Origin of the sequence: Clostridium folliculivorans (assembly GCF_024341905.1) — a bacterium.
Classification (GTDB): domain Bacteria; phylum Bacillota; class Clostridia; order Clostridiales; family Clostridiaceae; genus Clostridium_AR; species Clostridium_AR folliculivorans.
The window spans coordinates 129,189-141,204 of record NZ_BQXY01000011.1 but is presented as its reverse complement, the minus strand read 5'-3'; the positions used below and the strand labels follow the sequence as shown (position 1 = coordinate 141,204).

The window sequence follows — 12,016 nt, the reverse complement described above, 5'->3', positions numbered from 1 at the left end:
TTAATCATAGCTTACTTACTTAGTAAGTCTTTTTTCAAAAGAATTGCTGGTTTAGTTTAAGTCTAATTTTAGACTTTGTTTATCTTCTCTGTTTAATTTTCAAAGACCAAGTTTTGTTTTGCTGTTTTTCTGACAGCTTTTATATCTTACCATCATCGCAAGTTGTTGTCAATACTTTTTTAAAAGTTTTTTCAACCACCGTGACGACTTCTACAAGTTTATCATCTTATTGATTACTTGTCAATATATTTGTTGAGATTTTTTTAATCTCTTCGTCACAGTTGCGTTAGCGACAAGGACTATATTAACATATACAAAGCAGTAAGTTTATAAAAAAACATCCAATTCGCAACTATAACTATAGTCTCCTACAAAATACTACAAAATTCAACTTATATCTGCACAAGACACACCTGGATGCGATTACTACTTTCTTATATGTACAATTTAATAAATACATAGATTTTTCTAAGAACATATACTTTCTTAAACATATAACACGCAGATAATGTTTAATTTCATATTATATATAATCTATTTTTATTTTAATATTAGATACAGAACAATTATATTCGAACAGTTAATCTCCTTGCTACAATAAACTTATCTAGTACTCTGTATATTCTAAAATATCCCCAGGCTTACAATTTAGCTCTTTACATATTACTTCTAATATAGAAAATCTAATGGCTTTTGCTTTGTTACTTTTTAGTATAGATAGATTTGCATTTATTATACCAATGTTGTCAACAATATCTTGCAAAAGAATCTTTCTTGTAGTCATCAAATTCCTAAAGAACAAAAAACTACCTAACAATAATAGTTAGGTAGCATCTTACATGAAAACTTACACTATTCTTTTTATTTCAGTGCTTCTTCATATAGCTTATTAGCATAATCCCAATTAACTACGCTCCACCATGATCCAACATAATCTGGTCTTCTATTTTGGTACTTTAGATAATACGCATGCTCCCAAACGTCTAAAACCAAAACCGGTTTAAGACCATCACTTACTGGAGTATCTTGGTTTGCAGTAGATAATACCTCTAACTCCTTGTTTTTATTAACTACTAGCCAAGCCCAACCACTACCAAATCTTGTGGCAGCTGCTTTTGCAAATAATTCCTTGAAGGAGTCTAAACTTCCAAACTTCGCAGCTATAGCTTCAGCTAAAGGACCCTTTGCTTCTCCCCCTTTAGGAGAAAGCAACTTCCAAAATAGTGAGTGGTTATAGTGACCACCTCCATTATTTCTAACTGCTGTCCTTATATCAGCAGGTAAGCTCTCTAAATCCTTTACTAGCTCCTCAACTGTCTTTTCTTGAAGTTCTGGGTGAGCATCAAGAGCAGCATTTAAATTATTTACATATGTTGCATGGTGCTTTGAATGATGTATTGTCATTGTCATCTCATCTATATATGGCTCTAATGCGCTATATTCATATTCTAAATTTGGTAATTCATGTTTCATTTTCTTATACCTCCAAAATTCTTATTTCTATAATGTTATGTTATCACTATTGATAACAATAATCAATATTAAGTAATAAAATATTTTATCTATTTTTATTCTTCATTAAATTATATTTAATTAGCAAAAGAGCTTTTATACGAAAAAGAAGATCTAGCCTAAATAAAAGCTAGATCCCCTTATAATATGTAGTATATATTTAATTATATGGCTATGTTTAATAATATTGTTGAAATTAATTGGTTATACAGGAGACGCTATATAAGCGAGCTATTAGAATTAAATGATTTTTTCAGATGGAATGGGGTTAATAAACTGTACTGTTCGAACGTAGTGAGTTTACAGTTTTAGCCATTGAATATGACAAAATCATATTAATTCTTTGCGTAAGCTTATTAAAGCGTCGGATGATTAACCAATTAATTTCAACACGGTCCTTTAACAGCCCCAATTATATATATTTTAATTCTACTTTTCTTCTATTTCTCTTAATTGCTGTTCTATAAGTCCTAAAACATACTCTCTATCTTTTTCATTGTTTTCGAAATCCAATCCGTCAACATTTATCTTAAGTATAGGAGAAACATCATAACTATAGAAATACTTTCTGTATTCATCATTAAGTTTTTCCCAGTATGCTCTTTCAACTACTTGCTCGTAGTCTCTTCCTCTTTTCTTTATTCTTGACATAGCTTCATCTACTGAAACTTCTAAATAAACCATTAACTTAGGAGGTTGAACATGCTCAAGCATATTTTCTAGCAGTTCCTTATATAAATCAAATTCCTCTAGTGACATTTCTCCTTTATCACAAAGCATCTTTGCAAATATAACATCACCATAAATACTTCTATCCATAACAGAATTAGCTATCGATGAAGCCTCTTTTATGTGTTTAAATCTTTTATTTAAAAAGAAAACTTGCAAAGGAAAAGAGTATCTCTCTCTATCGTAATAAAACTTTTCTAAAATAGGGTTGTCCACAACTGGTTCTTCAAAAGATACATACCCTCTTTTTGCTATAAGGCCCATTAATGTACTCTTTCCAACGCCTACTACTCCATCAACAACTATCATGTCCCAAACTCCTTTTCTATCTATTCTTTTAAGAATCTCTTCATATAAATTATCACTCTTACAAGGCAATCCAAAATCCTCCTTAAGGCAAATCCAATGAACTAAAATGGAAACCTATATATTATTCACTTTATAAAAGGTTATATGATCTCTCCATTCACCATTTATAAAAAGATACTTTTCATTTAAACCAAGCTTATTAAAACCACATTTAAGTAAAACACTTTGCGACCTTATGTTATCAGCCAAAGTAGAAGCTTCTAATCTATGAAGCCCCATATCATTAAAGCAATAATCTATAATTAACTTTACAGCTTCTTGCATATAACCTAACCCACAATGTTTCTCGTCCATAGAGTATCCTAATATACCACTTTTAAATACACCTAATACAATATTAGAAAGTTTTATTTTTCCTATAAGCTCATCATTTATAAATATACCAAAATCAATACTAGTTCCACTCATGAATTGCTTATAACTCTCTAGCAATATAGATATTTGTGTCTCATAAGTGTAAAAACTTCTATCTCTAGAAGGCTCAAAAGCTTCAAGATGTTTTTCATTTCTTATATAATAGTCTAAAAGCTGCGCTGTATGCTCTGGTGTAAGATTTCTCAACTCTATTCTTCTACCCTTAAGTTTTAACAAAGTTATATTTTGATAGTTTCTGAAATCATTCAATGTTATACCAAATAGTAACTCATCTTTGTAGTAATCATTTTGCAATAAGTTATTAGATAATACTCCTTCAAGAATAAATCCTAAATTAAAAAATGGAGATATATTAGAACTTTCGCTTACTAAAACATTAACTTTATATATTTTCTTACCTTTAAAAATGCCTTCTAAGGATTGTTCCAATGCTCGTTTCATCATCTGATAATTATCACTTCTGTAAAACTTAAATCTTATAGTTGTCCTCTTGTTTTCAGCATCCCATTCAATGGTATTAAACCTACCAACGGTTATACCGTTATAATCCTTTATTATATAGTCTTTATCAGTACCTCTTATTAGTTCTATACATATATTTTTCCTCTCAGCCATAAAGTCCATCCCCTGATTAATCAATTTTATCAAGTATTTAGTTTTATAGATATAGCATCTTAAACTATATCAATGAGTTCAAGATATATGTATCATTACATAATTAAATACATATTTTTAAACTTCCTTTTCTTTATATTAGGAGAGTTTTAAAAAGTAAAGCTACACCTAAACAATCTTATTAATTATAACATAAATATGATTGTTGTTTATAGGAAAGTTTAAGTAAATTAACTGTAAAAAATGACAATACTACTATTGATATTTCCTTTGCATTGTGTTTATACTATTTTATGTATTTCGGTAGTTTTAAGGAAGGCTTATGGTGATGTAATGAATAAACAAAGTATTACTAAAATAAAGTTATTTTTAATGGGAATAAGCAATAGATTCTTAGAAGACTCAAGCATATTTAAAAATATATATGTAACTTATACTGCAGGACTAAAAGAGTTCAAAGGTAACGGCGGCTTTGAAGATGGAAAAATAAAGTATAATTTCAATGGTAAAACTGAGCTTCTGGGTGTTTTAGATCTTTTTGAAAAAATAAGTTCAGAATGCGAGAATTATGAGACAGTTACAATCCTTTATAGAGAACGTGGTACTGATATAGTTATAACTGGAGACAATAAAAACGTAAAAATGAATAATACTGAAGTAAAAGAAAGTTCTCCTCTTGCTGTAAAAAAACAAGAAGCTTCAGATCATAATATCAATGAGACATCTACCTTATTAAATAGGAATTATTTAATTAAGATTGGTAAAGCAGATTCACTGCTTAAAGAGATAGGTATAATGTCTCAATCTGGTAAAATAAAAAACGATAGGATAAGAAAATATAATCAAATAGATCATTATGTTGAAATTTTAGAAGCAACCTTAGATTCTCTTCCTAAAAATGAAATCTTAACTATATTAGATTGCGGATGTGGAAAGTCCTATCTTACTTTTGTTCTTAATTATTACTTAACAGAAGTAAAAAAGAGAAAATGCCACTTCATAGGGTTAGATATTTCTGAGGGGGTTATTAATAGTTCTAAAAAAATGGCACAAAATCTAGGTTACAGGAATATGGAATTTCATGCTATAGACATAAAGAAATTCAATCCAAGCAGAAAGATTCACATGGTTATATCTCTTCATGCCTGTGATACCGCTACTGATATGGCTATAGCACTAGGTATTAAGGTGAATAGTGATTCAATTATAGCAGTTCCTTGCTGCCATAGAGAACTACTAAACCAATACGATTATGAACCTTTCAAGAGCATATTTAAACATGGAATATTAAAAGCTAGAATGGCCGATGCCTTAACAGATGGCATGAGAAGTATGATGCTAGAAAGCAAAGGATATAATGTTTCCATTGTTGAATATATCTCTCCATTAGAGACACCTAAAAACTTAATGATAAGAGCAATTAGAACAGGAAAAGAAAAACCTGAGATCATGGATGAATATATATCCTTAATGGCAGCCTTTAATGCTTACCCTGCTCTTTATCAATTCCTAAATGAAGGTTGGGAAGCTTAAGTTACTCATTTACAAAATAAATATCATAAAAAATTCACTGAAGCGACATTGTTCAGTGAATTTTTTTACGCATCTGCTTTTCCCAATATATATAAGAAAACTTACAAGCGAATAAATTTTACTTTTTTGCATATCTAAAGATAGGTAATAGCTCTAATTGCCAACATTCTAAACTAAACACTATAAACCTTGTGTTTTTAATCCTTGACAAAAGGTAATATTATTAGGAAAATTATAATAATCATTTAGAGAGACAACCTAAATGCTAACATTTAAGTCATCATGTATATTAAAAATATATTAACAAAAATACATGATAGTATCATCATTATAATATTTTAGGAGGTGCAAAATGTTCAAAAGACTTAGAAAAAAGACATTTAATATTATACTAGCATTCTTAGTATTCACCTCTTTTGGATGCTACATAACTTATAGGGTTATAAAAGATAAAGAGACCCCAAAAATAACGAAGATTTTACCCTCAAGCTCAAATACTAAATTATCATTTATTACTGAAGAAAGCATAGTAGACAAGATACAAAAAGTTTCAAAACTAGTAGTAGTTGAAGTAGATCTTAATGAAAAGATGGTTATTGATAATAGTTGGGGAGACTGGGATATCTTTAAGAAGCTTCAAAAAGTAGATTACTATGGTAAAGGTTCTTACTCAATTGATTTATCTTCACTTGATAGTTCTAAAGTTAAAATAGACAAGCTTAACAAAGAAATCACTATTCGTTTACCTAAACCTGCGGCTAATACACCATCAATAGATTATAATAAGACAACCTTTGAATCAACTGAAAAAGGATTGCTTCGTTTTGGTGATATAAAACTGACTAAGGATGAGAGCGCTGTAATTGATAAAGAAGTGATAGCGCGAATGGATAATAAATTAAAAGAAACCACACTCTATGATGTAGCTGTAAAAAATGGTCAAGATGCAGTACAAAGCTTAATCAAACCAATTGTAGATGATAACGTGAAAATCAGTGTTATTTTTGAATAAATCATGTTACGTTTAACAGATGTGCTGAAATTAATCTGTTATTCATATAACTTAGAATAAGTATATCTTTAACTTCAACAACAACATTAAACATAATCATAAGCCAAAATATTTCCAGGAAATAATTGTAATAAAGATCTTATAATTTCATATACAAAAAGAAATAAACTGGCAGGATCGATTATCCTGCCAGTTTATTTATATATACTCTTCTATTATATCATTAACAACTTGAGAAGCTATAATCATCCCAGCAACTGGAGGAACGAAAGATATACTTCCAGGTATCTGCCTCTTCACTGCACACTTCTTGCTTCCACCGGTACATACACAGCCTTCTTTACAAGTCACTACTTCATCCATCTTAGGCTTTCTTGGCACTTCTTCAGAGTAAACAACCTTCAGTTTCTTTACTCCTCTTTTTCTAAGTTCATATCTCATTACCTTAGCTAAAGGACAAACTTTAGTTTTGTATATGTCGGTAACCTTGAATTGAGTTGGATCAAGTTTATTACCTGTCCCCATGCAACTCATAATTTTTATATCATTATTTTCACAATATATTGCTAAAGCTATCTTTGCTGACACCGTATCAATTGCATCAACTACATAATCAACATCTTCTGTAATTATCTCTGATATATTTTCTTCTGTCACGAATACTTGATGTGTTATAATCTCACATTGCCTATTTATTTCGCCAATTCTTTCCTTCATCACATCAACTTTATTTTTACTTATTGTTTTATATGTAGCATGTACTTGTCTATTAAGATTGGTCAAACATACTGTGTCATCATCAATAAGCACTAAGGTTCCTACTCCTGCTCTCGCTAATGCCTCTGCAGTAAAACTACCTACTCCACCTATACCAAATACAACTACCTTACTATCTCTTAATTTTTGTAATGCTTCTTTTCCTATAAGGAGTTCTGTTCTTGATAATGAATGCTGTAGCATTAATATTACTCTCCTTTTCAACAAATCTATATTCATTAGTAAACATTGTATTAAACACACTGTTTATCTTTTTTATTCTTAAAACAACTCATATAATAATATACCATAAATCTTATCGCTTCAATAGGTAAATAATGATTATCACCAAATATATTTCCCATTAACTTCGCACTCGTTTTACATAAATTGTATTTTATGCTAGTATAATAATTATATTTTGTAATAATTGAGGTGCACTATGAAACTTAGAAGGTTAATTATATTTAATCCATTAATTGATTTAGAAGAAGAATTGCTAGATTCAAAAAAGATAGGCATTTTAGGAAGTATATGGATTGCTCTGTTATTTTCTCTAATTATACCTATAGTAGTACAATTTATATTATTAATTGCTTGTGCTATAGCAGGAGCAAGCTTATCCTCATATGGAGGCATCAACAGCATAACCACCACCTCTAAATCAGAATACTTTTATTTAATATCGTCTATATTTGCTTTAATGGCAACAATTTTTGTTATGTGCAGATTCTTTACTGTAAGAACAAATTCGCCTTTTCCCCAAAAAAAGTTCAGCAAATCTGACGTAATAGGAATTATCTGTTTAATACTAGGATTTAGATTATTATTTTCCGGATCTTTAAGTCATGTAGTAAACTTAATACCTCTTCCTAAATCTATAGAGGATGCCTTTAATAACTTATTTCAAAATCCTCTTATAGGAATTATCACTGCTATTGTAATAGCTCCAATTCAAGAAGAGTTCGTAAATCGAGGCATAATACTAAATGGTCTTGCAAAAAAATACTCTTCGAAAGTAGCTTTAATTTTATCCTCATTAATATTTGGCGCTATGCATATGAACTTACCTCAAGGTATTAATGCTTTCCTTCTTGGTCTCATACTAGGGTATATTTATCTAAAGACAAAATCCATATTTTTATCGATGATGTGCCACTCAATAAACAACATGCTTGCTTTCATGCCTGATATAGACAGCTTGTCAAATATGTATTTATTAATATCTCTATCAATAGTATTTGTAATACTTGGCACAATCCTATTTAAAGTTGGGTTAAAAAGATTAGATTTAAAGAATAGGCAGATTTACTTTGACCATTTAAGAGAACTTAATACTTACGATGATGAATTTAATATTAACATATAGATAGTCCAATTATATTCATGTTATTGAATATATCTCTTTAATCATTTAATTCTAGTTGCTCGCTCATATAGCGTCTCCTGTATAACCAATTAATTTCAATAATAGTCTTAAACACAGCCTTGTTTTTAAACCTCTTCTGACATATTCAATAGGATTTTAAAATACTTTTGAGGATTCTTGATTATTTATAAATTAATAAGGGAAGTTATAACCATATATATAACTTTAATTGAGAAATTTCATCTGATTAAGTATAATTAGAATTATCAATTTATATGGAGGCTTTCGCAATGACTATAGGAATTATTGGTGCAATGACTGAAGAACTTGAGATTCTTCTAAGGGATATGAATTTAGAGAATACTGAAAAGAAGGCAAATATGACTTTTCACCGTGGACAATTATGGGGGAAGAATGTAGTTGCTGTGGTTTGTGGCATAGGTAAAGTTAATGCTGCTGTATGTACTCAAATACTAATTAGTGAATATAAGGTCAATATGGTTATAAACGTTGGTGTTGCAGGTGGTATAGGTAAAGATATCTACCCTGGAGATGTAGTTATAGGTAACTCTCTAGTTCAACATGATATGGATACTACTATCTTCGGAGATAAACCTGGTCAAATACCAAGAATGGATACTTTTGATTTCAAATGTGATGAAAAGCTTGTAGGTATAGCTCAAGAAGCCTGCAGGTCACTTCCAGAGATAAATACTTTTACAGGAAGAATAGTATCTGGAGATCAATTTATAGCAAGCTTAGAAAAAATACAGTGGCTTGCAAAAGAATTCGATGCATCTGCATGTGAAATGGAAGGCGGAAGTATAGCTCATGTAGCTTATTTAAATCGCGTTCCATTTGTAGTTATAAGATCTATATCAGATAATGCTAACAATGGAGCTCATATGGATTATGAAAAATTTATTCCTATCGGAGTAAAGAATTCAACATCTATATTAAAAGCCATGATAGAAAGACTTTAATACTAAAATATATTACATATAACACTTTAATACCCACCTGATTTCAACAGGTGGGTATTTTTATATACAATGATAGATTCGTATATTATTAATCATTTAAAGTTCTTCATCATAAAAACTTAAGTTATACATATTGAAAAATGATGCCCCCATAAGTTTTAGTCATCCATAACTCAATAGTTGAAATTGAAACACTATACTCTAATAACTTAATATAGTTTTCTTTTCACTTCCATTTAAATTTTCCTTAACAATCTTAAATTGAACCCTATCATCCTCATTTCCTTTAATGGAGTATACTAAGGTATCATCATCAATAAATGATCCTATTGAATTATTAGTATAAAACTCCTTCACATCCTTTGATCTTGAAGTGTGTATTCTGAAAGTCTGATTACCATCATCAGTACCAGTCTTACTAATATATCTATTTCCACTTGGAGATATATAATTTTTAAAATCACCTGAAATATTTATATCACTATTATAACTATAGCTTTGCAAAGTATTTATATTAAATATCACTCCACTGTTGCTCTTATCCTTTGTGGTTATTAAAAATGGATTATCAGATTTATCGTAGGTATATTCTCTTTTACCTAGGTTCATTATATTTACCAGCTTATCGTTACTATAATCATAGTTATAAAGTTCTGTATTCTTTTCATTATCATAACATAGTGCATATATATAACTATTATACGCAAACAGCTTATATGGTTTTATATTTTCAACAGTTCTGTCAGCAGGCAGCAATCTATTATTTGATGTTATTATTATTCCCTCATCAGTAACATACCTTATTGAATAGTTGTTTTCATTTCCAACGTAACTAATTTTTTCATTATCGCTATTAAATAAGTATATATCTTTATTAATCTGTAGGCATAGATATACGTCATTGCTTGACCAAACCGCGTTGATAGAAGCTCCACTTATATCAATATTAATTTTTAATATTCTATTTTTTATAATATTCACTATATACATATTAGAATGCTTCGAATCAGGCAGTAAAATAAATTTTTTAGTTGAACTTAGTAGATATTTATCATTATTACTCATATCAAACTCATTTGCCTTCATATAAAATTGCACTTTGTTGTCTAATGAAGCATATAGTATATCTCCGTTATATAAAACTAACTTATCCTTATCTACTCCAATGAGAGTAGTATTCTGCTCTTGGTGTCTGCTCATCTGAGTTTCAGCATCTATTGGTTTTACTATATAACTAGCAGTCTTGCCTTCGTCCTCAATTATTAAACCTGATAAAGCATCCGACTTAGACTTAATATTGTAGCTGTTTGAAATAGCTTCATCTTTTTTATCTATCGCTATACTCTTATTAGCCTTAATAGAATTGTTTTTAAACTTATATATTGAGAAGGATGGAGTTAATACAATTAAAGTTATTATTGCCACAATAGATAAAGCTGAAATCAAAAACTTATTCTTATTAATTCTTATAAAATTAATAGTTTTTGTGGATTTTCTATTATATTTATTCAAATCTATAGAATCCATTATAGATTCTTTTCTACTTGAATATTGAATTTGATCATTCTCAATCTCTTTAAACAATCCAATTTTTATATGAGCCATCTTATCATAATAGTCCTTACAGTTTGTACAATTATTCATATGCTCTTCTAAACTTGACTTTTCATCATCACTCACTTGATTTTCTAACATATCTATAATGCTATTTCTGAATTTTTGACAATCCAAGGCCAACACCTCCTTTAAGATTCCTATCTAGATAAACTTCATATTTATCGTATAATCTATAGTACCGTTTTTTCACTGTAGATTCATTCATCCCCATCATATTCGATATATCTCTAAAGCTTACATCTGGATGAGCATAACGTAAATATAATATTTGTTTATCTATAATATCTAGGTTCTTTATAAAACCTTCTATTGAATCTAAAGTCTCCTTATATTCCACTATCTCTTGAGGCGATTTTTCTCTAGAAAGTGAATCCTTAATGTTGTCAATGGCTATTTCACGATTTTTAGTTATCTTTCTCAAATAGTCAATAGACTTATTATGTGCTATAGAATATATCCAAGTAGAAAATTTACTAATATTATTATAGGTATATAACTTATTATACACTGATATAAAGGTTTCTTGGCATAAATCCTCAGCCATGGTTCTATCCCCTATAAAGCTATATATATACTTTAAAATAGGACCTTCATATTTATCAATAATATATTCAAAATATAATGCTTCACCTTGTAAAACATGTTTTACTATATCTTTATCTTCCAATCCTTCTCACCGCCAAAAAAGATGTAAGTTACAAATATTCCAATATTATACTAACATAAAATATATTTGAAGGCGATATGTATTTGTAAATAAAAAAGTTACTAAAACTTTATATTTACCTTTACAGTAAAAAATAGAGGTAAACCTAAGATCTACCCCCATCCATTTTATAGATATGAATACTACTAAAAATATCTAACTACTCATTTTCTTTTGAATTATACTTGTAAATCTCTACCAAGGCCTCTAATATCCTTATATAAAAGTCTATTTCATATTCTTCAATTTCTTCATCACTTATATCTTTATTCGTTTCATGCATCTTATTCAATCTCCTTAGTATATAGACTTAGTAGTTACAATGCTATTAATTGCAAAAAAATAAGAGCCACTCCGAGAATTACGAAGTGGCTCTTCAACACGAGGCTGTAATATACCTATTAACAGGCATACTACATGTCCATTTATTTTTTATTTTA

General features: G+C 29.3%; 12 protein-coding genes. 4 read left to right on the top strand and 8 right to left on the bottom strand.

Annotation, left to right across the window (positions count from 1 at the left end; all coding sequences use genetic code 11):
• Positions 1-607: 607 nt before the first annotated feature.
• The 4 genes from OCU55_RS21120 to OCU55_RS21105 form a co-directional block, all read right to left on the bottom strand.
• On the bottom strand, positions 608-784 hold the full coding sequence (locus OCU55_RS21120; RefSeq protein ID WP_261854270.1) for a helix-turn-helix domain-containing protein: 177 nt from the start codon (positions 782-784) through the stop codon (positions 608-610).
• A 77-nt stretch (positions 785-861) separates the two neighbouring features.
• Positions 862-1,473 carry a superoxide dismutase gene (locus tag OCU55_RS21115; RefSeq protein ID WP_261854266.1) on the bottom strand — a complete coding sequence of 204 codons (612 nt, stop codon included), beginning with the start codon at positions 1,471-1,473 and terminating at the stop codon, positions 862-864.
• 468 nt (positions 1,474-1,941) lie between these two features.
• Positions 1,942-2,550: a deoxynucleoside kinase gene (locus OCU55_RS21110; RefSeq protein WP_345795606.1), complete on the bottom strand. Its 609-nt coding sequence runs from the start codon at positions 2,548-2,550 to the stop codon at positions 1,942-1,944.
• A gap of 114 nt (positions 2,551-2,664) precedes the next feature.
• A complete protein-coding gene (locus OCU55_RS21105) occupies positions 2,665-3,600 on the bottom strand; it encodes a GNAT family N-acetyltransferase (protein ID WP_261854264.1) in 936 nt (311 codons plus the stop codon).
• Between the two features lie 333 nt (positions 3,601-3,933).
• Here OCU55_RS21105 and OCU55_RS21100 point away from each other — a divergent pair, with 333 nt between their 5' ends.
• Positions 3,934-5,133 carry a class I SAM-dependent methyltransferase gene (locus tag OCU55_RS21100; protein ID WP_261854263.1) on the top strand — a complete coding sequence of 400 codons (1,200 nt, stop codon included), beginning with the start codon at positions 3,934-3,936 and terminating at the stop codon, positions 5,131-5,133.
• Positions 5,134-5,485: 352 nt separating this feature from the next.
• Complete coding sequence (locus OCU55_RS21095; protein ID WP_261854262.1) at positions 5,486-6,145, top strand: DUF4230 domain-containing protein; 660 nt, start codon at positions 5,486-5,488, stop codon at positions 6,143-6,145.
• Positions 6,146-6,343: 198 nt separating this feature from the next.
• Here OCU55_RS21095 and OCU55_RS21090 read toward each other — a convergent pair whose 3' ends face one another.
• Entirely contained in the window at positions 6,344-7,105 is a 762-nt protein-coding gene (locus OCU55_RS21090) for a tRNA threonylcarbamoyladenosine dehydratase (RefSeq protein ID WP_261854261.1), read from the bottom strand.
• Between the two features lie 238 nt (positions 7,106-7,343).
• Here OCU55_RS21090 and OCU55_RS21085 point away from each other — a divergent pair, with 238 nt between their 5' ends.
• Together OCU55_RS21085 and OCU55_RS21080 are read left to right on the top strand one after the other, a co-directional pair.
• On the top strand, positions 7,344-8,270 hold the full coding sequence (locus OCU55_RS21085) for a CPBP family intramembrane glutamic endopeptidase (RefSeq protein ID WP_261854260.1): 927 nt from the start codon (positions 7,344-7,346) through the stop codon (positions 8,268-8,270).
• 290 nt (positions 8,271-8,560) lie between these two features.
• On the top strand, positions 8,561-9,253 hold the full coding sequence (locus OCU55_RS21080) for a 5'-methylthioadenosine/adenosylhomocysteine nucleosidase (protein WP_261854259.1): 693 nt from the start codon (positions 8,561-8,563) through the stop codon (positions 9,251-9,253).
• A gap of 201 nt (positions 9,254-9,454) precedes the next feature.
• Here the strand turns inward: OCU55_RS21080 and OCU55_RS21075 are convergent, their stop codons facing one another.
• The 3 genes from OCU55_RS21075 to OCU55_RS21065 form a co-directional block, all read right to left on the bottom strand.
• Positions 9,455-10,984 (bottom strand): anti-sigma factor, encoded by a 1,530-nt coding sequence (locus OCU55_RS21075; protein ID WP_261854258.1) that lies wholly within the window; start codon positions 10,982-10,984, stop codon positions 9,455-9,457.
• Positions 10,959-11,537 (bottom strand): RNA polymerase sigma factor, encoded by a 579-nt coding sequence (locus tag OCU55_RS21070; RefSeq protein WP_261854257.1) that lies wholly within the window; start codon positions 11,535-11,537, stop codon positions 10,959-10,961. The genes OCU55_RS21075 and OCU55_RS21070 overlap by 26 nt, the downstream gene beginning before the upstream one ends.
• 199 nt (positions 11,538-11,736) lie before the next feature.
• Positions 11,737-11,859, bottom strand: coding sequence for a hypothetical protein (locus OCU55_RS21065; protein ID WP_261854256.1), 123 nt, complete (start codon positions 11,857-11,859; stop codon positions 11,737-11,739).
• Positions 11,860-12,016 lie beyond the last annotated feature (157 nt).

Coding starts and splice junctions, on each gene's coding strand:
- OCU55_RS21120 (WP_261854270.1), bottom strand. CDS start 784: ATGACTACAAGAAAGATTCTTTTGCAAGATATTGTTGACAACATTGGT.
- OCU55_RS21115 (WP_261854266.1), bottom strand. CDS start 1,473: ATGAAACATGAATTACCAAATTTAGAATATGAATATAGCGCATTAGAG.
- OCU55_RS21110 (WP_345795606.1), bottom strand. CDS start 2,550: ATGATAGTTGTTGATGGAGTAGTAGGCGTTGGAAAGAGTACATTAATG.
- OCU55_RS21105 (WP_261854264.1), bottom strand. CDS start 3,600: ATGGCTGAGAGGAAAAATATATGTATAGAACTAATAAGAGGTACTGAT.
- OCU55_RS21100 (WP_261854263.1), top strand. CDS start 3,934: ATGAATAAACAAAGTATTACTAAAATAAAGTTATTTTTAATGGGAATA.
- OCU55_RS21095 (WP_261854262.1), top strand. CDS start 5,486: ATGTTCAAAAGACTTAGAAAAAAGACATTTAATATTATACTAGCATTC.
- OCU55_RS21090 (WP_261854261.1), bottom strand. CDS start 7,105: ATGCTACAGCATTCATTATCAAGAACAGAACTCCTTATAGGAAAAGAA.
- OCU55_RS21085 (WP_261854260.1), top strand. CDS start 7,344: ATGAAACTTAGAAGGTTAATTATATTTAATCCATTAATTGATTTAGAA.
- OCU55_RS21080 (WP_261854259.1), top strand. CDS start 8,561: ATGACTATAGGAATTATTGGTGCAATGACTGAAGAACTTGAGATTCTT.
- OCU55_RS21065 (WP_261854256.1), bottom strand. CDS start 11,859: ATGCATGAAACGAATAAAGATATAAGTGATGAAGAAATTGAAGAATAT.